Origin of the sequence: Actinacidiphila polyblastidii, from assembly GCF_036353415.1 — a bacterium.
Taxonomy (GTDB): Bacteria; Actinomycetota; Actinomycetes; order Streptomycetales; family Streptomycetaceae; genus Actinacidiphila; species Actinacidiphila polyblastidii.
In genome coordinates this window covers 486,358-507,538 of sequence record NZ_JAZEWV010000001.1, presented here as the reverse complement: position 1 = coordinate 507,538, position 21,181 = coordinate 486,358, and the positions used below count along the sequence as shown (strand labels likewise).

The 21,181-nt window shown below is 73.9% G+C and carries 13 protein-coding genes; 6 read left to right on the top strand and 7 right to left on the bottom strand.

Annotated features, from left to right (window positions below; genetic code table 11):
* Positions 1 to 41 precede the first annotated feature (41 nt).
* Entirely contained in the window at positions 42 to 1,388 is a 1,347-nt protein-coding gene (locus V2S66_RS02040) for a LuxR C-terminal-related transcriptional regulator (protein ID WP_330792626.1), read from the top strand.
* A 409-nt stretch (positions 1,389 to 1,797) separates the two neighbouring features.
* On the opposite strand, the gene V2S66_RS02035 is transcribed toward V2S66_RS02040, so the two are convergent.
* From V2S66_RS02035 to V2S66_RS02020, 4 genes are all read right to left on the bottom strand, one after another.
* Positions 1,798 to 2,325, bottom strand: coding sequence for an ATP-binding protein (locus tag V2S66_RS02035; protein WP_330792625.1), 528 nt, complete (start codon positions 2,323 to 2,325; stop codon positions 1,798 to 1,800).
* A 101-nt stretch (positions 2,326 to 2,426) separates the two neighbouring features.
* Positions 2,427 to 3,194, bottom strand: a complete 768-nt coding sequence (locus V2S66_RS02030) for an enoyl-CoA hydratase/isomerase family protein (RefSeq protein WP_330792624.1) — start codon at positions 3,192 to 3,194, stop codon at positions 2,427 to 2,429.
* Positions 3,195 to 3,313: 119 nt separating this feature from the next.
* Complete coding sequence (locus tag V2S66_RS02025; RefSeq protein ID WP_330792623.1) at positions 3,314 to 4,507, bottom strand: L,D-transpeptidase; 1,194 nt, start codon at positions 4,505 to 4,507, stop codon at positions 3,314 to 3,316.
* Positions 4,508 to 4,722: 215 nt separating this feature from the next.
* A complete protein-coding gene (locus V2S66_RS02020) occupies positions 4,723 to 5,664 on the bottom strand; it encodes a L,D-transpeptidase (protein WP_330792622.1) in 942 nt (313 codons plus the stop codon).
* A gap of 274 nt (positions 5,665 to 5,938) precedes the next feature.
* Here V2S66_RS02020 and glgX point away from each other — a divergent pair, with 274 nt between their 5' ends.
* Positions 5,939 to 8,254 carry a glycogen debranching protein GlgX gene (gene glgX / locus V2S66_RS02015; protein WP_330792621.1) on the top strand — a complete coding sequence of 772 codons (2,316 nt, stop codon included), beginning with the start codon at positions 5,939 to 5,941 and terminating at the stop codon, positions 8,252 to 8,254.
* Positions 8,255 to 8,303: 49 nt separating this feature from the next.
* On the top strand, positions 8,304 to 9,593 hold the full coding sequence (locus V2S66_RS02010; RefSeq protein WP_413966259.1) for an MFS transporter: 1,290 nt from the start codon (positions 8,304 to 8,306) through the stop codon (positions 9,591 to 9,593).
* 295 nt (positions 9,594 to 9,888) lie between these two features.
* Here V2S66_RS02010 and V2S66_RS02005 read toward each other — a convergent pair whose 3' ends face one another.
* A complete protein-coding gene (locus V2S66_RS02005; protein ID WP_330792620.1) occupies positions 9,889 to 11,703 on the bottom strand; it encodes an ABC transporter ATP-binding protein in 1,815 nt (604 codons plus the stop codon).
* The gene (locus V2S66_RS02000; RefSeq protein WP_330792619.1) at positions 11,700 to 13,598 is read right to left on the bottom strand and encodes an ABC transporter ATP-binding protein; all 1,899 of its coding nucleotides are present in this window, start codon (positions 13,596 to 13,598) and stop codon (positions 11,700 to 11,702) included. Before V2S66_RS02000 ends, V2S66_RS02005 begins: the two co-directional genes overlap by 4 nt.
* A gap of 417 nt (positions 13,599 to 14,015) precedes the next feature.
* On the opposite strand from V2S66_RS02000, the gene V2S66_RS01995 reads away from it, so the two are divergent.
* From V2S66_RS01995 to V2S66_RS01985, 3 genes are all read left to right on the top strand, one after another.
* Positions 14,016 to 16,421: a M4 family metallopeptidase gene (locus V2S66_RS01995; RefSeq protein ID WP_330792618.1), complete on the top strand. Its 2,406-nt coding sequence runs from the start codon at positions 14,016 to 14,018 to the stop codon at positions 16,419 to 16,421.
* Positions 16,422 to 16,632: 211 nt separating this feature from the next.
* Positions 16,633 to 16,836 (top strand): cold-shock protein, encoded by a 204-nt coding sequence (locus V2S66_RS01990; protein WP_330792617.1) that lies wholly within the window; start codon positions 16,633 to 16,635, stop codon positions 16,834 to 16,836.
* Entirely contained in the window at positions 16,833 to 18,425 is a 1,593-nt protein-coding gene (locus V2S66_RS01985; RefSeq protein WP_413966270.1) for a DEAD/DEAH box helicase, read from the top strand. The genes V2S66_RS01990 and V2S66_RS01985 overlap by 4 nt, the downstream gene beginning before the upstream one ends.
* Before the next feature lie 37 nt (positions 18,426 to 18,462).
* On the opposite strand, the gene glgP is transcribed toward V2S66_RS01985, so the two are convergent.
* Positions 18,463 to 21,072 (bottom strand): alpha-glucan family phosphorylase, encoded by a 2,610-nt coding sequence (gene glgP, locus V2S66_RS01980; protein ID WP_330792616.1) that lies wholly within the window; start codon positions 21,070 to 21,072, stop codon positions 18,463 to 18,465.
* Positions 21,073 to 21,181: the final 109 nt, after the last annotated feature.

Below are 21,181 nucleotides of genomic sequence, written 5' to 3'. Positions count from 1 at the left end.
GGACAGTCCGCGGCTCCCATCCTCGCCGTACGGTGGTTCCCATGCAGACCGAAGGCTGGGACCGCCCGCAGGACGCGTTGGCCAGGGCGGCGGAGGTGCTGAGCGCGCCGCTGCCGGAGACCATGGAACGGCTCTCGCGGACGCTGGCCCCGCTGGTCCCCCATCTGGCGGTGGCCCGGCTGAGCAGCGTCTGCGCGTTCACCCCGACGCAGTTCGCGGGCGAGCAGGAGGTGGCGGGCCGGATCACCGCCGCCGAGCTGGCCCGGCTGTCGGGGCAGGTGCCGATCGGCGAACCGTGGCAGGGCGGCGCGATGCTCGGCGGCGTGCTGCGCCCGGCGCTCGCGGTGGCCTCCGCGGGCGTCGACGGGCGGGCGGGGGCGCTGCTGGTGGTGGTCAGGCCGTTCCACGCGGAGCCGCTGGACGCCGAGCCGGCCGTGGTCCAGCGGCTGTGGGACCTGGTGACGGTGCACACCGCGCGGCGCACCGCGGAGGCGGACCCCGCCCAGGCGGCGAGCACCCGGGCCGCGGCCGGGCTCCGCGCGCGGGTCGTCGCGGAGCTGACCGACGCGCACGCCAGCGCGCTGTCGGCGATCCTCGGCACGCTGCGGGCCCCGGTGCTCGACGACGCGACGGCCCGCAGGGCCGCGGTGGACCTGGCGGTCTCCGCGCTGATCCAGGTGCGGGCGGGCGCGGACCTGGACCGGGCGGTGAGCGAGGAGCCCGCCGACGCGGCGTTCGGCCGCCTCGCGGACGAACTGCGGCCGCTGCTGCGGCACAGCCCGGTCCGCCTCGACCTGCAGCCGCCGGCCTCGCACCGCTCGCTGCCCGCGGGCGCCGCGCACGCGGCGCGCGCCTCGGTGCGGGCCGCGGTGCTCGCGATGCTGGAGCAGGGCGAGGCGCTGCACCGGCTGCACGTCGGCTGGCGGGTGGAGGAGGACGGCGGCGGCGCGCTGCTGCGCGCGGTGGTCAGGGACGACGGTCCGGGGCTGCTCGCCGCCGAGGCGCTCGCGGTGCACCGGATCACCGAGCGGCTGGCCGCGGTGGACGGCCGGCTGGTGCTGGACGCGCTGCCCGGCTGGGGCACCACCATCACGGTGACGCTGCCGCTGGCCCCCGCGCCCGGCGCGGCGGACGGCGGGGCGGACGGCGGGGCGCGGAACCCGCTGGAGGCGCTGCACCCGCGGGAGCGCGAGGTGCTCGAACAGCTGGCGCTCGGCCGCCGCAACCGGGACATCGCGCAGGCCCTGCACATCAGCGAGTCGACCGTGAAGTTCCACGTGGCGAACATCCTGACCAAGCTGGGCGCCGGGTCCCGTACGGAGGCCGCGGCGCTGGCGCACCAGGCCGGGCTGTCGCCGGCCCTCCCGGTGCGCGCGGTCGGCGGCTGACGGTGGGCCGCCACGGCAGGGTGGGCGCGGCCGGTCGGGCGCGGCGGGAATGGTTCACACGCCTGGGGGAAGGTTCCGTCGGATACGGAACCATCCGATATATGAAAAGGTCATGAGAGCATTTAGCCGTTGTTTATAAGGCAGGTGGCCTATGTCACCCCTACATTGCACTGCAAGATGACCGGTTCGTCCAGACTCGCCCAACTTCGGGAATTTGCCCCCGGCCCCCTAGTCGTGCAACAGTCGATGTCAACGGCCCCCCAAGACCCGGGCTCGGCCGTTCCACAGGCGCCGCGGACCACACCCCCCCTGCTTCGCGGCGGTTTCGAAGAGGCCCTCCCCACCGTCACCCCCCCCCGACGGCGGAGGGCCTCTTCTTTTGCGTCCGGGGCCCGCGCGGCCCCGGACGCTAGCGCTCCGGCACCCGCAGTTCGAACCAGGTGGTCTTGCCGCGCGGCAGCAGGTCCACGCCCCAGCGGTCGGACAGGTGGTCCACCAGGAACAGGCCGCGCCCGCTGGTGTCCATCGCGCGCACCGGCAGCAGGCAGGGCAGCGCCCGCGAGGGGTCGCGCACCTCCACCCGGATCCAGCCGCGCCGCCGCAGCATCCGCAGCCCGAAGGTCTGCGCGCCGGTGTGCCGCACCGCGTTGCCGACCAGCTCGGAGACGAGCAGCTCCACCGTGTCGCCGAGCGGGGACAGGCCCCACCGCCTGACCACCGAGAGGGACAGCCGCCGCGCGGTGGACGCCGACTCCGGGCGCGAGGTCAGGTGGACCTCGGCGGCCGATGGGTCGCCCGGCAGGTCGAGGTCGCCGTCCGGCGCCTGCGGCGCGGACGGGACCGGCGGGGCGGCTGGGGCGGCTGGGGCGAGGAGCGGCGCGGCGGCCGCCGCGGCCGCTGCCCGCTGCGGCTGCTCCGAACCGCCCGGACCCGCCATGCCCCTCATGATGGCCGTAACCGGAGGGCTCCGTGGGGCAACCCGGGGAATTCGCCGCCCGGCCACCCCCGTCCGGGGCGGGCCCGGCGGAGCGCCCGCGGTCAGCCGAAGGTGGCCTTGCCGGGGCCGTCCTCGACGAAGCTGCGCATCCCGGCCTCCCGGTCGGCGGTCGCGAACAGGCCCGCGAACAGCGTGCGCTCGATGGTCAGGCCGGTGTCCAGATCCGTGTCGAGCCCGGCGTCGACCGCCTCCTTGGCGGCGCGCAGCGCGTAGGCGGGACCGCGGGCCAGCCGCTCGGCCCAGGCGTGCGCCTGCGCGTACACCTCGTCCGCGGGCGCCACCCGGTCGACCAGGCCGAGGGAGAGCGCCTCCGCGGCCTTCACCATCCGCCCGGTGAAGATGAGGTCCTTGGCGCGCGACGGGCCGATCAGCCGGGACAGGCGCTGGGTGCCGCCGGCGCCCGGGATCAGGCCGAGCAGGATCTCCGGCTGGCCGAGCCGCGCGTCCTCGGCGGCGATCCTGAAGTCGGCGCACAGGGCGAGTTCGCAGCCGCCGCCGAGCGCGTAGCCGGTGACCGCGGCGACCACCGGTTTGGGGATGCGGGCCACCGCGGTGAACGCGTCCTGCAGGTCCCGGGAGCGGTCGACCATGTCCTCGTAGGACATGGCCCGCATCTCCTTGATGTCCGCGCCGGCCGCGAACACCTTCTCGCCGCCCCACACCACCACGGCCCGCACGTCCGTGCGCCGGGCGGCCTCCTCGGCCAGTGCCTTCAGCCGGTCCTGGGTGGCGCCGTCCAGGGCGTTCATCGGGGGCCGGTCGAGCCGCAGGGTGCCGACGCCGTTGTCGACTTCGAGGGTCACAGTCATCCCCGGAGCGTACGACGGGCGGCCCGCCCCCCGCGAGGAGGAGCGGGCCGCCGGCCCCTGCGTCGTACGTCACGCCGCCGCGCCGGGCACCCCGCACACGGCGGGCGCTGCGGACCCGGTCAGGCGGTCCAGTCGGCCCAGGAGAGGTTCCAGCCGTTCAGGCCGTTGTACCACTGGACCGTCTGGTCCTTGGAGTTGACGACCTGGACCACGTCGCCGACCAGCGAGTGGTCGTAGAACCACGCCGCCGGGGTGGTGGGGTCGCCTGCGCCGCGCACGTCGTGCAGCCCGACGCAGCCGTGGCTGGTGTTGCTGCTGCCGAACACCGAGGGCGCGGCCCAGTAGTTGCCGTGGATGAAGGTGCCGGAGTTGGTGAGCCGCATCGCGTGCGGCACGTCCGGGATGTCGTACTCCCCGCCGAAGCCGACCGTGTCGCCGTTCATCCGGGTCTTGACGTACTTCTCGGAGATCACCATCTTGCCGTTGTACGTGGTGTGGTCGGGCGCGCCCGAGGAGATCGGGATGGTCTTGATCGCCTTCTTGTCCTGGTACACCGTCATCGTGTGCCGGGCCGCGTCCACGACGCTGATCTGCCGGCGGCCGACCGTGAAGTGCACCGACTTGTCCTGCTTGCCGTAGACGCCCGGGGCGCCCTCGACGCCCTTGAGGTCCAGTTCGAGGGTCACCCGGGTGCCGGCCGCCCAGTATTCGGCCGGGCGGATGTAGACGTCCTGGCTGCCGTTCCACTTCGCGGCGACCGGGACGGCCGGCGAGGCGGTGACGGTCAGGCCCTTCTCGACCGCCGCCTTGTCGGTGATGGCGCGGTTGAAGTGGAGGTAGACCTCCATGCCGACGCCCACCGTCGAGCCGTCCTCGGGCGTGAAGAAGCCGACGAAGGAGTCCTTCGGGACGACCGTGGTGAAGGTCGCGTGCTTGTCGGACTCGCGGCCGCTGCGGTCCTTGGCCGCCGCGTCCACGGTGTACTGCGTGGCGGTGTCCAGGTGGCCGCTCGGCGTCCAGCCCAGGCCGTCGGCGGAGATGTCGCCGGCCACCGGCGCGCCCTTGTCGTCCTTGACGACGACGGAGGTCAGTCTGCCGCCGGAGGCGGACACCTTGAGGGTGCCGGTGGTCGCGACGTCACTGGCGCCGTCCTTGGGCGCTATGGTGACGACCGCCGTGGAGACGGCGGGCGTGGTGGTCGCCGCCGTCCCGTTCCCCGGCTTGGCGTCGGCGGCGTCGCCGTCCGCCGGCCCGCAGGCCGAGGCCAGCAGCAGCACCCCGCCGAGCGCGAGCGCCGCGACGCTGCTCCGCACGCCCGGCCCCACACCTATCGGCTTCAACTTCTCGACTCCCCTAGCACACGAAACGCCCGGAATCCCCCCACCAGCGCAAGACAACCACACCCCCCACACGACCCGGTGCACGGATCTGTCACCGTTCCGTCCCAGATCCCCGGCCACCCGCCGTGCGCGTCCGGTCGACGCCGCGGCGCCTGCCGTACGGATGTGCGCCCGCGGCCCGGGGCCGCTCAGCGCAGCGCGGAGCCGGCGGTCCACTCGGCCCACGTGAGGTTCCAGCCGCTCATGCCGTTGTCCGGGTCGACGACGCGGTCGTCGGAGTCGATCACCCGCACCGGGTCGCCGATCAGGGACTGCGCGTAGAACCACCCGGCCGGGGTGTCCGCGCCGCCGCCCTTGACGTCCGGCAGCCCGACGCAGCCGTGGCTGACGTTGGCGGCGCCGAAGACCGACGGCGGCGACCAGTAGTTGCCGTGCACGAAGGTGCCCGAGGTGGTCAGCCGCATGGCGTGCGGCACGTCCGGGATGTCGTACTCGCCGCCGAAGCCGACCGTGCGGCCGTTCATCCGGGTCATGGGGTACTTCTCGGCGATCACCATGACGCCGTTGTACGTGGTGTGCCCGGGGCCGCCCGCGGTGACCGGCAGCCTGCGCAGCAGCACGCCGTCGCGGACCACGGTCATGGTGTGGGCGGCGACGTCGACCGTGCTGCGCTGGTCGCGGGCGACGGTGAAGCCGACGTCCTTGGACTGGGTGCCGTAGACGCCCGGGGCGCCCTGCACGCCGCGCAGCCGCAGCGCCAGGTTCACCCGGGTGCCGGCCGCCCAGAAGTCGGCCGGGCGCAGGTCGAGCCGGCGCGCGCCGAACCAGTGCCCGACCACCGCGCGCGCCGGGCGCGAGGTGACGGTGATGCCGCGTTCGACGGCGGCCCGGTCGGTGACCGGCCGGGTGAAGCGCAGCGAGACGATCATCGCACTGCCCACCACCGAGCCGTCCTCCGGGCTGAACACCCCGACGAAGGCCGGGCGCGGCGGGGGCGGCGAACCCGCGCGGGGGTCCTTCTCGTCACCGCCGCCGCGCAGCCCGCAGCCGCCCGCGAGCACCGCCGCCAGGACGGCGAGCACCGCCGCCACCGCTCGTGCGCGCGCCGCGCGCCACACCGCTGTCGTCACTCCCGTTCAACGACGCGGCGGGAGTGGGGAAACGGCGCGCGCGGCGCACGCCGGGCGCGGGGCAGGCGCGGGGGAGGCACGGCGCGGGTACCCGGCAGGCGCGGGGCGGGCGCCCGGTCGCGGCCGGCCGGTGAACTCCCGTGCACGGCCGGGTGCCCCGACCGGGTGACTCCCAACCCCCAGGTGGGAAGGATGGTTGCAGGGAACGGCGGCAGGCCGGGCACGGGACGCCCGCGCACGCCAGGACCGTCCCCGGGGCCGCGGGAGGAGACACGTGTCGGAGACACGCGAGTTCGGAGCCGCCGGGTGGGCGGAGGCCGTCCCGCCGCGCGCCCCACAGGCGCCCCCGCGGCCGCGCACGGCGCCGCGCGGCACCCCGTCGGCGCCCCAGGAGGCGGCGCCGCAGGCCGGGCCGCGCGGCGCGCCCGCGCCCGCGCCGGCCGTCTGGCCGGGTGGTCCGCAGCCGCTCGGCGCGCGGTTCCGCACCGGTCCTGACGGCCGCACCGGCACCAACTTCGCGCTGTGGGCGGGCGGCGCGGAGTCCGTCGAGCTGTGCCTGTTCGAGCCGGACGGCACCGAGCGGCGCGCCCCGCTGGCCGAGCTGACGCACGAGATCTGGCACGGCTTCCTGCCCGGCGTGCTCCCCGGCCAGCGGTACGGCTACCGGGTCGGCGGCCGCTGGGACCCCTGGACCGGCGCCCGCTGGAACCCGGCGAAGCTGCTGCTCGACCCCTACGCGCGCGCGGTGGACGGCGACTTCCGGCTGCCCGCCGAGGTGTACGGGCACGTGCGGGACTGGCCGGAGCGGCAGGTCGCGGACACCGTGCGGGACGACCGCGACTCGGCGCCGTTCGTGCCCAAGGGCGTCGTGGTGGACGACGACGACGACTGGCAGGACGACCGCAGGCCCAAGACGCCCTGGTCGGACTCGGTGATCTACGAGCTGCACGTGCGGGGCTTCACCCGCCGCCACCCGGACGTGCCGCCGGAGCTGCGCGGCACCTACGCGGGGCTGGCGCACCCGGCCGCGATAGCCCACCTGACCCGGCTCGGGGTGACCGCGGTCGAGCTGCTGCCGGTGCACCAGTTCGCGCACGAGGAGCACCTGGAGCGCCGGGGGCTGCGCAACTACTGGGGGTACAACTCGATCGGCTACTTCGCGCCGCACGCCGGCTACAGCGCGAGCGGCGCCGCCGGCCAGCAGGTCGGCGAGTTCAAGCGGATGGTGCGGGCGCTGCACGCGGCCGGCATCGAGGTGATCCTCGACGTGGTCTACAACCACACCGCCGAGGGCGGCCAGGGCGGTCCGACGCTGTCGCTGCGCGGCATCGACAACCGCGGCTACTACCGGCTCGGCCAGGACCCGCGCGGCTACGCCGACTACACCGGCTGCGGCAACACGCTGGCCGTGGTGCAGCCGCACGTGCTGCGCCTGATCACCGACTCGCTGCGCTACTGGGTCACCGAGATGGGCGTGGACGGCTTCCGCTTCGACCTCGCGGCGGCGCTCGCCCGGGCCATGCACGACGTGGACATGCTCTCGCCGTTCCTCGCGGTGATCGCCCAGGACCCGGTGCTGCGCCGGGTGAAGCTGATCGCCGAGCCGTGGGACGTCGGCGCCGGCGGGTACCAGGTGGGCGCCTTCCCGCCGCTGTGGACGGAGTGGAACGACCGATTCCGCGACACCGTGCGGGACTTCTGGCGCGGCGCCGGCGGTGACCTGCGGGACCTCGGCTACCGGCTGTCCGGGTCGAGCGACCTCTACGACTGGGGCGGCCGCCGCCCGTACGCCTCGGTCAACTACGTCACCGCCCACGACGGGTTCACGCTGCGCGACCTCGTCTCGTACGACGCCAAGCACAACGGGGCCAACGGCGAGGACGGCCGGGACGGCACCGACGACAACCGGTCCTGGAACTGCGGCGCGGAGGGGCCGACCGCGGACCCCGCGGTGCTGGCGCTGCGCCGCCGGCAGCTGCGCAACCTGCTGAGCACGCTGCTGCTGTCCACCGGTGTGCCGATGCTGGTCGCCGGCGACGAGATGGGCCGCACCCAGGGCGGCAACAACAACGCGTACTGCCAGGACAACGAGGTGAGCTGGATCGACTGGTCGCAGCTCGACCGGCCCGAGTGGCGGTCGCTGTACGACCTGGCGGGCCGGCTGATCGCGCTGCGCCGCGCGCACCCGGTGCTGCGGCGCGGCGGCTTCTTCTCCGGCCTGGCGCTGGCGCCCGAGGGGCTGCGCGACGTGGCCTGGTTCCGGCCGGACGGCGGGGAGATGACCGACGCCGACTGGTTCGCGCCGTCCTCGACGCTCGGAATGTTCCTGTCCGGCCGTGACATCCCGCAGCGCGACGCCCGCGGCGGTCCGGTCGTGGACGACAGCTTCCTGCTCGTCGTGCACGCGGGGCACCGGCCGGCCCCGTTCACCCTGCCGGAAGCGCCCTGGGCGGCCGGCTACGACCTGCTGCTCGACACCGCCCGCGAGGAGCCGTGGGAACGCCCCGACCCGGGGGAGGCCCAGGCGGGCACCCGGGTCACCGTGCCGGAACGGTCGCTGCGGCTCTACCGGGTCCGCGATATCCCCTGATCAGTTACGGTGTGGACGGGGCCGAGTGGTCCAGTCCATATTGGCGGATGTGAGTTCTTCCCCGTCCCGCCGCGAGGCCGGCGCGACCGCCCCCGCCTCCGCCGCCGGCGCACTCCCGGGACGGGACGCCGCCGCGGCGTCCGAGGACCGGCTGTGGTCGGCGAACTTCCGCCTCTACTTCACCGCACGCACCGTCGCCATGCTCGGCGACACCATGCTGCCCGTAGCGCTCTCCGCGGGCCTGCTCTCCTACGGCTACTCCGCCGGTGACATCGGCCTGGTGATGGCCGCGTCCACCGCGTGCTTCGCCGGCCTGGTGATATTCGGCGGGGTCTTCGCGGACCGCTTCAACGCGCGGGCCATGATGATCGGCGCGGACCTGGTCCGGGTCTGCTCCCAGTCGCTGGCCGCCTACCTCTTCCTCACCCACACCGTGCGGCTGTGGGAGGTCGCGGTGATCGCCGTGGTCAACGGCACCGCGGCGGCGATGTTCCAGCCGGGCGTGGCCAGCACGGTGCCGCGGGTCGCGCGGGACGTCCAGGGCGCGAACGCGGTCACCCGCACCGCGGAGTCCACCGCCGCGCTGCTCGGGCCGGCCTTCGCCGGCGTGCTCATCGGACTGACCTCGCCCGGCGCGGTGTTCGTGGTGCACGCCTCCACGTACGCGACCAGCGCGGTGTGCCTGGTGCTGCTGCGGCTCTCGCCGCTGCCGCCGCGGGTGTCGCGCGCGGTGAACACCTTCCGCACCGATCTGGTGGAGGGGTGGCGGGAGTTCAGGGCCCGCACCTGGATGTGGTCGGTCATCGTGGTGTGGATGGTGTTCATGGTCTGCATGGTCGGGCCGTTCACGCCGCTGGCCGCCGGGCAGATCATCCCCGCGCACGGCGCGGGCGCGTACGGCCTGGTCAACTCCGCGCTCGGCGGCGGCACCGCGATCGGGGCGCTGATCGCCATGCGCTGGCGCGCGGACCTGCCGCTGCGCGCGGGCTCGATCGCGGTCTTCTGCACCTGCCTGATGCCGCTGTCGGTGGGGCTCGCGCTGCCCGTCGCCGCGATCTGCGGCTGCGTCTTCGTCGCGGGCGTCGGCTCCGCGTTCTGGGGCGTCAACTGGGCGACGTCCGTCCAGACGCAGGTGCCGGGGGACATCCTGAACCGGATCCACGCGTACGAGGTGGCGGGGTCGGTGGCGATGGTGCCGGTCGGCCAGGCGCTGGCCGGGCCGGCGTCGGCGGCGTTCGGAGCGGCCCACGTCCTGCTCGCCGGCAGCGTCGTCGCCCTCAGCGTCGCCGCGACGCTCCTGGCGCTCCCGCCCGTGCGCAACCTTCGCGCTCGGCGCTGAGCCCTCGGGGGGTACCCGAACCCCCACCGGCCGGTGGCCCGCCGGCCCGGTTCGCGGCCGCCCGGCGCGGTCCCCCGGACCGCGCCCGCCCCACCAGGGGCGCGGGGAACGGCGCGAGCAACCCACCACCGGCCGGAGGCCCGGTCCGCGACCGCAACAGCCCCACCGGCCCGGTGACCACGTACAGCCAGTGCGGCGGCTGGCCGCGCAGCTCCCCCGCGCCCCCCGAAAAACCCCAGGCCACGCCCGGACCGCGGCGGGTCCCGGCCCGGGGGAGAAAGGGGCGGGTGGGGGGTCAGACCAGGCTGTCCTGCCAGGCGCGGTGGAGGCCGGCGAAGTGGCCGTCCCCGGCGACGAGGTCGCCCGGCGCACCGTCCTCGACGATGCGGCCGTCACGCATGACCAGGACGCGATCCGCGATCTCCACGGTGGACAACCGGTGCGCGATGATCATGGCGGTGCGCCCGCGCAGCACCGTGTGCATCGCGTGCTGGACCGCCCGCTCACCGGGCACATCGAGCGAGGACGTCGCCTCGTCGAGAATCAGCACCGCGGGATCGGCGAGCAGCGCCCGCGCGAAGGCGACGAGTTGGCGCTGCCCGGCGGAGATCCGGCCGCCGCGTTTGCGGACGTCGGTGTCGTAGCCGTCCGGCAGCGCCGCGATGAACTCGTGCGCGCCGATCGCCCGCGCCGCGGACTCGATCTGCTCGCGGGTGGCGTCCGGCCGGCCGATCGCGATGTTCTCGGCGACGGTGCCGGAGAAGAGGAACGCCTCCTGGGTGACCATGACCACGCCGCGCCGCAGGTCCGCGCGGGACAGGTCGCGCAGCTCGACGCCGTCGAGCAGCACCCGGCCGTCGGTCGGGTCGTAGAACCTGGCCAGCAGCTTCGCGAGGGTCGACTTGCCGGCGCCGGTGGCGCCGACCACGGCGACGGTCTGGCCGGCCGGCAGCCGCAGGTCGAAGCGCGGCAGCACCTCGCCGCCGGTGCGGTACGCGAACCGCGCCCCGTCGAAGACCACGTCGCGCCCCGGCGTCCGCGTGCTCCGCTCGGGCAGCGGCCGCGGCTCGTCCGGCTCCGGCACGGTCGGCCGCTGGGCGAGCAGCCCGGCGATCTTCTCCAGCGAGGCGGCCGCCGACTGGTAGGAGTTGAGGAACATCCCGAGCCGGTCGATCGGGTCGTACAGCCGCCGCAGGTAGAGCACGAAGGCGGCGAGCACGCCGAGCGCCATGGCGCCGTCGGTGACCCGGTAGGCGCCCCACAGCACGATGCCGGCGATCGTGACGTTGGCGATCAGCCGGGAGCCGACCACGTAGCGGGCCATCTCCAGGATCGCGTCGCCGTTGGCGCGTTCGTGGCGGTGGTTCAGCTCGGCGAAGGCCGTCTCGTTGGGCTCCTCGCGGCGGAACGCCTTGACCGGGCGGATGCCGTTCATCGTCTCGGTGAACTTCACGATGACCGCCGCGATGGCGGTCGAGCGCCGCCGGTAGGCCACCATCGAGCGGCGCTGGAAGACCCGGATGGCGGCGTAGAGCGGCAGATACGACAGCAGCGTGGCCAGCGCAAGCCGCCAGTCGAGGAAGAACAGCAGCGCGCTGATGTAGACCGCGGAGAGCACCACCCCGACCAGCTCCTCCAGGCCGTCGGCGAGCAGCTCGCGGATGGTCTCCACGTCGGAGGTGGCGCGGGCGATGAGCCGGCCCGAGGTGTAGCGCTCGTGGAAGTCCAGGCTGAGCGACTGGGCGTGCCGGAAGATCCGGCCGCGCAGGTCGACCAGCACGTCCTGGCTGACCCGTGCGGCGACCCGGATGAAGGAGCGCTGGAGGACGCCGGCGGCGAGCCCGCAGCCGAGGTAGCCGAGCGCGACGGCGATCAGCGCGCCGTGCCGCCCGTGCCGCACCTGCGGGATGGCGTGGTCGATCGCGTACGCCACCAGCAGCGGTCCCGCCTGGACGGCGGCCTGCTGGACGAGCAGCAGCACGGCGGCGATCCAGATCCGGCGGGAGTGGCCGTGCAGCAGCGAGCGCAGCAGCAGGAGCTGCGCGTTCTTCGGGGCGGGCAGGACGTCCTTCGCGAAGGGGTCGTCGGCCGGCGCGGCCACGGTCGTCATCGTGCGTCGCTCCTCTCCAGGCTCGCGGCCTCGTCGTTCAGGGTGTCGGTGTTCAGGGCGCCGCCGTCCAGGTCGTCGGCGTTCCGGGCGTCCGGGTCCGGCCGCCGGAGCGGGTCCGCCGGGTCCTGCGCGCCGGACATCAGGTGGCGGTACTCGGCGCTGTCGCGGAGCAGCTCCGCGTGGGTGCCGACGGCGGTGACCCGGCCGCCGGACAGCAGCGCGACGCGGTCGGCGAGCAGCACGGTCGACGGCCGGTGGGCGACGACCAGCGCGGTGGTGTCCTGGAGCACCTCGCGCAGCGCGGCCTCGACCAGCGCCTCGGTGTGCACGTCGAGCGCGGACAGGGGGTCGTCGAGCACCAGGAACTGCGGCCGGCCGACCACCGCGCGGGCCAGTGCGAGCCGCTGCCGCTGCCCGCCGGACAGGCTCAGGCCCTGCTCGCCGACCTGGGTGTCGGCGCCTTCCGGCAGCCGGTCCACGAAGTCGCACTGGGCGACGGCCAGCGCCCGGCGGATGTCCTCCTCGCCGGCGCCGTCCGGCCCTGCGCCCATCGCCACGTTCTCCCGCACGCTCGCGGAGAACAGCGTCGGCTCCTCGAAGGCGACCGCGACCAGTTCGCGGACCCTGCGGACCGGCAGGTCGGCGATGTCGGCGCCGTCCAGGGTGATCCGGCCGCCGGTGGCCTCGTGCAGCCGCGGCAGCAGCGCGGTGAGCGTGGTCTTGCCGCAGCCGGTCGCGCCGACCAGGGCCATCGTCTCGCCGGGCCTGATGTGCAGGTCGACGCCGGTGAGCAGGTCGGCGCTGTCCTGCGGGGCGTCGGGGTAGCGGAACCTGACGCCTTCGAGCCGCACGCCGTCGGCGGCGCCGTCCCGTTCGACGCCGGAGGCGTCGGCCTCGGTGGCGTCCATCGCCTCGAAGTAGCGGTCGGCGGCGGTCGCCGACTCGTTGCTCATCGCGAGCAGGAAGCCGATGGACTCCACCGGCCAGCGCAGCGCCAGGGCGGTGGACAGGAAGGCGACCAGGGTGCCGGCCGAGAGCCTGTCGTCGGAGACCTGCAGGACGCCGAGCACCAGGGCGGCGCCGATGGCGATCTCGGGGAGCGTCATGATGACCGCCCAGATGTCCGAGAGCAGCCGGGCCTTGCGCATCTCGGTGCCCCACAGGCCGCGGGTCTGGTCGCGGTAGGCGCGGGCCTGGCTGCGGTGCCGGCCGAACGCCTTGATGATGCGGATGCCCAGCACCGACTCCTCGACGACGGTGGCCAGGTCGCCCGCCTGGTCCTGCGCGGTGCGGGCGGCCACCGCGTAGTGCGCCTCGAAGTACGAGCACAGCACCATCAGCGGCACCGCGGGGGCGAGCAGCACCAGGCCGAGCAGCCAGGACTGGGCGAACAGGATCGCGAAGCCGATCAGCACGGTCGCGCTGTTGACCACCAGGAAGACCAGCGGGAAGGCCAGGAACATCCGCAGGATCTGCAGGTCCATGGTGGCGCGGGAGAGCAGCTGGCCGGAGGCCCACCGGTCGTGGAACTCCACCGGGAGCCGCTGCAGGTGCCGGTAGAGGTCGGCGCGCATGGACGCCTCGACGCCGGCCAGCGGCCTGGCCACCATCCAGCGGCGGAGCCCGAAGAGGCCGGCCTCCAGCAGCCCGAGCACCAGCACCATGGCGCCGCCGAGCCACACCCCGCCCCGGTCGTGGTCGCTGATCGGCCCGTCGACCATCCACTTGAGCACCAGCGGGATGAGCAGCGCCATGCACGAGGCGGCCACCGCGACCACCGCGGACAGCGCGATTCTGGCGCGCACCGGTCTGACGTACGGCCACAGTCTCAGCAGCGAGCGGAACGAGGAGCGGGAGCGGACGGCGGGCGCGGGGTCAGGGCTCGTGGCAGGCATCACCTCGGAACCCTAGGTGCCGCCACCGACAGGTCTCACCCGATTTTCGCCGCCGGCGTCGCCATCGCGCCACCACGCCCATCCGGCCACCCGTCTCACCCATTGATTTGACAGCAGCGGGCATGAGACTCCCTCAACGAGGTGCGAACCGACCTGATATGCCCCGGTTCGTGGGGACTAAAGCTTTGCCTGGCCGCAACACGTCGGTCACACGCGCTCGGTATGCGAACGCCACAGTCCGAACAACGAACGAGTTTCGGCCAATTCTGCCCCATGGCAATGACATGCTCAGGCAAAGGATGCCACTCTGTGCCCCGTTCCACAGCAACGCCACAGCTCTACCCGGGCAGCCCACCATCCCCATCTGCCCGGACTGTCCCGGCCGCCCATCCGCGGCCGCCGCAGAAGGAGTTCCGAGTGCGCAGATCCCCCCGCACAGCAGCAGCCGCCGCAGGCGCGCTGATAGCCGGCGCCGCCATGGTCGCGGTGACGCTTCCGGCCGGTACGGCCGCGGCGAACGCCCCCGACCGGGCGGCCGTGAGCACCGCCCACGTCCAGCCCCGCGCGGGCGCCCTGCCCGCGTCACTGTCCCCGGCCCAGCACACCTCACTGATCGCGCAGGCGCAGTCGAAGGCGGCGGCGACCGCCTCCTCGCTGCATCTGGGCGCCCAGGAGAAGCTGGTCGTCAAGGACGTGGTCAAGGACACCGACGGCACCACCCACACCCGCTACGAGCGCACCTACGCCGGGCTGCCCGTGCTCGGCGGCGACCTGGTCGTCCACCAGGACGCGGCCGGCGCGACCACCGGCGTCGACCGGGCCACCAACGCCACCGTCTCGGTGGCGGGCACCACCGCGGCCAGGACCGCGGCCTCGGCGAAGTCCACGGCGCTGGCCGAGGCCAGGGCCGAGGGCGCCACCGCCCCCGCCGCGGCGGGCACCCCCCGCAAGGTCGTCTGGGCGGCCGGCGGCGTGCCCACGCTGGCCTGGGAGTCGGTGATCGGCGGCTTCCAGGACGACGGCACGCCGAACCAGCTGCACGTCATCACGGACGCCACCACCGGCGCGAAGCTCTTCCAGTACCAGGGCATCGAGACCGGCGTCGGCAACAGCGAGTACAGCGGCCAGGTCAGCATCACCACCACGCTGTCCGGCAGCACCTACCAGCTGACCGACAACACCCGCGGCGGCCACAAGACGTACAACCTCAGCCACGGCACCTCCGGCACCGGCACGCTGTTCACCGACCCGGACGACACCTGGGGCGACGGCAACGGCGCCACCGTGCAGACGGCCGGCGTGGACGCCGCCTACGGCGCCCAGGAGACGTGGGACTACTACAAGAACACCTTCGGCCGCAACGGCATCGCCAACGACGGCCGGGCCGCGTACTCCCGCACCCACTACGGCAACAGCTACGTCAACGCCTTCTGGGACGACAGCTGCTTCTGCATGACCTACGGCGACGGCAGCGGCAACACCCACCCGCTGACCGCGCTGGACGTCGCCGGCCACGAGATGAGCCACGGCGTCACCGCCAACTCCGCGGGCCTGAACTACTCCGGTGAGTCCGGCGGCCTGAACGAGGCCACCTCCGACATCATGGGCACCGGCGTGGAGTTCTACGCCAACAACGCCTCGGACCCCGGCGACTACCTCATCGGCGAGAAGATCGACATCAACGGTGACGGCAGCCCGCTGCGGTACATGGACAAGCCCAGCAAGGACGGCGGCTCGAAGGACAGCTGGTCCTCCAGCCTCGGCGGCCTGGACGTCCACTACTCCTCCGGCCCGGCCAACCACTTCTTCTACCTGCTGTCCGAGGGCAGCGGCGCGAAGGTCATCGGCGGCGTCAGCTACAACAGCCCGACCTTCGACAACCTGCCGGTGCCCGGCATCGGCCGGGACAACGCGCTGAAGCTCTGGTACAAGTCGCTGACCGAGCGCTTCACCTCCACCACCAACTACGCCGCCGCCCGCACGCAGTCGCTTCAGGCCGCGGCCGACCTGTGGGGCGCGGGCAGCGCCACGTACAACACCGTCGCCAACACCTGGGCGGCCATCGGCGTCGGCAGCCGGGTGACCACCTCCGGCGTCACCGTGACGCAGCCGGCCAACCAGTCGACGAAGGCCGGCACCGCGGCGAGCCTGCAGATCCAGGCGAGCAGCACCAACGGCGGCGCGCTGACCTACAGCGCGACCGGCCTGCCGGCCGGCCTGTCGATCAACGCCTCCAGCGGCCTGATCTCCGGCACCCCGACCACCGTGGGCAGCTCCAGCGTCACGGTGACGGCCAAGGACTCCACCAACGCCACCGGCTCGGCCTCCTTCACCTGGACGGTCACCAGCAGCGGGGGCGGCGGCTGCACCGCGGCGCAGCTGCTGGGCAACCCCGGCTTCGAGACCGGCACCGCCTCGCCCTGGACGGCGAGCAGCGGCGTGCTGGACAACAGCACCGGTGAGGCCGCGCACGGCGGCAGCTGGAAGGCCTGGCTGAACGGGTACGGCACCACCCACACCGACACCCTGTCCCAGTCGGTGACCGTCCCGGCCGCCTGCACCTCCGCGACCTTCACGTTCTTCCTGCACATCGACACCGCGGAGACCAGCACCACGACCGCGTACGACAAGCTCACCGTCGCGGCCGGCACCACCACCCTGGCCACCTACTCCAACCTGAACAAGGCCACCGGGTACGCGCAGAAGTCGATCAACCTCTCCTCCTACGCCGGCCAGACGGTCACCCTGAAGTTCACCGGCACCGAGGACTCCAGCCTGCAGACCTCCTTCGTGATCGACGACACGGCGGTCAACGTCAGCTGACACCCGAACGGCGCAAGGCGACAGGCACCACTCTGATAGGGTGGTGCCTGTTGCAGTTGTGGTACCCAGAGAACTTCTCGTGCGCCTGGATGATTGCGATCCGGCGCACTTTTGTTTTTTGCCGGAGGTCTCCGGTGTGGGGTGATCATCTACGGCGACCTGGATCCGTACAGTGCGGATCTGGAAACTGCCCCACCAGTAGGAGATGGATATGGCAACCGGAACCGTGAAGTGGTTCAACTCGGAAAAGGGCTTCGGCTTCATCGAGCAGGACGGCGGCGGCTCCGACGTCTTCGCGCACTACTCGAACATCCAGTCGCAGGGCTACCGCGAGCTGCTCGAGGGTCAGAAGGTCGAGTTCGACGTCGCCCAGGGCCAGAAGGGCCCGCAGGCCGAGAACATCCGCACGGTCTGACGCTGTCAGACCTGCGCACCGGGCGCCCCCCGTCCGGTAATGCGAGGCCCGCACCGCTGCAAGGTGCGGGCCTTCCGCATGCGGCGGCCGCCACCGTGGCGGCCCGAGGAAGGAAACCCGCTGTGCCCACCGTGACCCGCTTCTCGCAGTTGCCGCTCCCCGCGGCGCTGGTCGCCGCCCTCGACGCCCACGGGGTGACCGAGCCCTTCCCGATCCAGGCCGCGACGCTGCCCGACTCGCTCGCCGGACGCGACGTGCTGGGCCGCGGCCGCACCGGCTCGGGCAAGACGCTCGCCTTCGGGCTGCCGCTGCTGGCCAGGACCGCCGCCGCGGTGGCCGAGACCGGGCACCGCGCCGAGGCCAAGCGGCCGCTGGCGCTGGTGCTGGTGCCCACCCGCGAGCTGGCCGGGCAGGTCTCCGAGGCCCTCGAACCCTACGCGAAGGCGATGCGGCTGCGGATCACCTCGGTGGTCGGCGGGGCCTCGATCACCCGGCAGAGCGCCGCGCTCAGGACCGGGGCGGAGGTGCTGGTGGCCACGCCGGGACGGCTCGCCGACCTGATCGACCGGCAGGCGTGCGCCCTGGACCGGGTCGCGGTCACGGTGCTGGACGAGGCCGACCAGATGGCGGACATGGGGTTCCTGCCGCAGGTCACCCGGCTGCTGGAGCAGGTCAGGCCGGGCGGTCAGCGGATGCTCTTCTCGGCGACCCTGGACCGGAACGTCGACCGGCTGGTCAAGCGGTTCCTCAGCAACCCGGTCAGCCACTCGGTGGACCCGTCGTCCGCGACGGTGACCACGATGGAGCACCACGTGCTGCACGTGGACGAGGGCACCAAGCGCGCCGTCACCGCGGAGATCGCCGCCCGGCAGGGCGGCGTGATCATGTTCGTCGGCACCAAGCGCGGCGCCGACCGCCTCACCAAGCACCTGCTGGGCCAGGGCGTGCGCGCGGTCGCGCTGCACGGCGGCAAGTCGCAGCCGCAGCGCAACAGGGCGCTCGACCAGTTCCGGGCCGGCACCGCGGACGCGCTGGTCGCGACCAACGTCGCCGCCCGCGGCATCCACATCGAGGGCCTGGACCTGGTGGTCAACGTGGACCCGCCGACCGAGGCGAAGGACTACCTGCACCGCGGCGGCCGCACCGCGCGGGCCGGCGAGTCCGGGACCGTGGTCACCCTGGTGCTGCCCGAGCAGCGCCGCGAGAACGCCCGGCTGATGGCGGCCGCCGGCATCCGCCCGCAGACCGCGCGGGTCCGCCCCGGCGACCCCGACCTGATACGGATCACCGGTGCCCGCAGGCCCACCGGCACCCCGGTGGCGCTGCCCGTCCCCGAGCAGCCCGCACCGGCCGCCCAGGCCGCGGCCAAGACCGGCGGCGGCCGTTCCCGCCGCCGCCGCGGCAGCGGCTCCGGCACCCCGGCGGCGAACGCCACCGGGGCGAGCGCCGCCCGCCGTACCGGGGCGGGCGCCGGCACCGGCGCGGCGGCCGGCGGCCGCCGCACGGGTGCGGGCACGTCCACCGGCCGCGGCGGCGCGGCGGGCCGCCGGGCCCGCGGCGAGGGCGGCCGCCCCCGCCGCGCCGCCTAGGCACCGCCGGGCGGCGGGCCCGGCGCGGGTCAGCGGGTCAGCGCAGCACCCCCGCGGTCATCCCCTGCGCCTCCGGGGGCACGGCGACCAGGCCGAGCTCCGCGGGGGTGGCCAGCAGCGGATGGGCGGGCAGCACCCGCACGGTGTAGCCGAAGGCCCCGGTGCGGTCCAGGGTCAGCGCGCCCTCGTACGGGTGGCGGCCTGAGATGTCCGGCCGCCCGGTGGGCTTCAGCGAGACCGCGGTCGGCGCGGTGAGGCGGTCCCCCGCGTCGACCCGGCCGGACAGCAGCTGGACGTCGACGTCGGCCGGGTCGAGGCCGCCGAGGGCGACCTGGGCCCGCAGCGTCAGGGTGGAGCCCAGCTCCGGCGTGCCCTCGACGGAGGAGGTCTCCACGTGCTCGACGGAGACCTGCGGCCACTGCTGCCGCACCCGCCGCTTCCACTCGGCCAGCTCGGCCGCCGCGGGACCCTGTATGGCGCGGTGCGAGCGGGCGGCGGGCGCGTAGAGCAGGTCGACGTAGTCGCGGACCATCCGGCCGGCCAGCACCTTGGGCCCGAGGGTGGTCAGGGTGTGCCGGACCATCTCGATCCAGCGCTGCGGCAGGCCGCGGCCGTCCTGGTCGTAGAAGCGCGGCGCGACCTGGTTCTGCAGCAGGTCGTAGAGCGCGGCGGCCTCCAGCGCGTCCCTGCGGTCCTCGTCGGCGGTGCCGTCGGCGGTGGGGATCGCCCAGCCGTTCTCGCCGTCGAACCACTCGTCCCACCAGCCGTCCAGCACCGACAGGTTGAGGCAGCCGTTGAGCGCGGCCTTCATCCCGGAGGTGCCGCACGCCTCCAGCGGGCGCAGCGGGTTGTTCAGCCAGACGTCGCAGCCGGGGTAGAGCAGCCGCGCCATCCGCATGTCGTAGTCCGGCAGGAAGACGATGCGGTGCCTGACCCGGGGGTCGTCGGTGAACCTGACCAGCTCCTGGACCAGCCGCTTGCCGCCGTCGTCGGCGGGGTGGGCCTTGCCGGCCACCACGATCTGGATCGGCCGCTCGGGGTGCAGCAGCATCTCCATCAGCCGGTCCTGGTCGCGCAGCATCAGGGTCAGCCGCTTGTACGAGGGGACGCGCCGGGCGAAGCCGATGGTCAGCACGTCGGGGTCGAGGACCTGGTCGGTCCAGCCCAGCTCCGCCTCGCCCGCGCCGCGCTGCCGCCAGGAGGCGCGCAGCCGGCGCCGGACGTCCTCGACGAGCTGCTCGCGCAGCGTGCGGCGCAGCTCCCAGAGCGAGCCGTCCGGGATCGCGGCGACGGCCTCCCAGCGCTCGGCGCCGCCCACCGTGAGGGCGTCCTCGGCGCGCTGCGCGCCGGCCTGCCGGGCGGCCAGCGCCTGCACCTCGGGGGCCACCCAGGTGGGGGCGTGCACGCCGTTGGTGATGGAGGTGATCGGCACGTCCTCGGGGTCGAACCCCGGCCACAGGCCCGCGAACATCTCCCGGCTGACCGCGCCGTGCAGGGTGGACACGCCGTTCGCCCGCTGCGCCAGGCGCAGGCCCATCACGGCCATGTTGAACAGGTTGGGGTCGCCCCCGCGGTGGGTCTCCATGCCCAGCTCCAGCACCCGGCCGATGTCGACGCCGGGCAGCGCGCCGCCGTCGCCGAGGTGGCGTCCGACCAGCTCGCGGTCGAAGCGGTCGATGCCCGCGGGCACCGGGGTGTGGGTGGTGAACACGGTGCCGGCCCGCACCGCCTCCAGGGCGGCGTCGAAGTCCAGGCCGGCGAGCGACAGCTCCCTTATGCGTTCCAGGCCGAGGAAGCCGGCGTGGCCCTCGTTGGTGTGGAAGACCTCGGGTTCGGGGTGTCCTGTGGTGCGGCAGTAGGCGCGCACGGCCCGCACGCCGCCGATGCCCAGCAGCATCTCCTGCAGCAGCCGGTGCTCGCTGCCGCCGCCGTAGAGCCGGTCGGTGACGTCCCGCTCGGCGGCCTGGTTGCCCTCCACGTCGGAGTCGAGCAGGAGCAGCGGCACCCGCCCGACCTGGGCCTTCCAGACCCGGGCGTGCAGGGTGCGGCCGCCGGTGAGGTTCAGCGCGACCTGGACGGGCTCGCCGTCGGCGTCGCGCAGCGGACTGACCGGGAGGGAGTTGGGGTCGAGTACCGGGTACTGCTCCTGCTGCCAGCCCTCGCGGGACAGGCTCTGGCGGAAGTAGCCGTGCCGGTAGAGGAGTCCGACGCCGATGAGCGGGACGCCGAGGTCGCTCGCGGCCTTGAGGTGGTCGCCGGCCAGGATGCCGAGGCCGCCGCTGTACTGCGGCAGCGCCGAGGTGACGCCGAACTCGGGCGAGAAGTAGGCGATGGCGGCCGGCAGGTCGCTCTGCTCCTGGTACCAGCGGGGATTGGTGACGTAGTCGGCGAGGTCCTCGGAGGCGGCGGAGAGCCGGCGCAGGAAGCGGCGGTCGTCGGCGAGCGCGGCCAGGCGCTCCTTGGAGACCGAGCCGAGCAGTCTGACCGGGTCGCCCTGGGCGGCCCGCCACCCCTGCGGGTCGACGCCGCGGAACAGCTCTCTGGTCTCCTGGTGCCATGACCAGCGTAGGTTCTGAGCCAGTTCCCCCAGCGGGCGCAGAGGTTCCGGCAGGACGGTGCGCACGGTGAATCGACGGATTGCCTTCACCCCCCGACCGTAGCTCCGCGGGGGTGGGGCCCGGGAGTAGTGTCCGCAAACGAGCCATTCAAACGCTCGAACGGCGGCTTGTGGAGGCGCCGGTCGCACACGGGTGGGG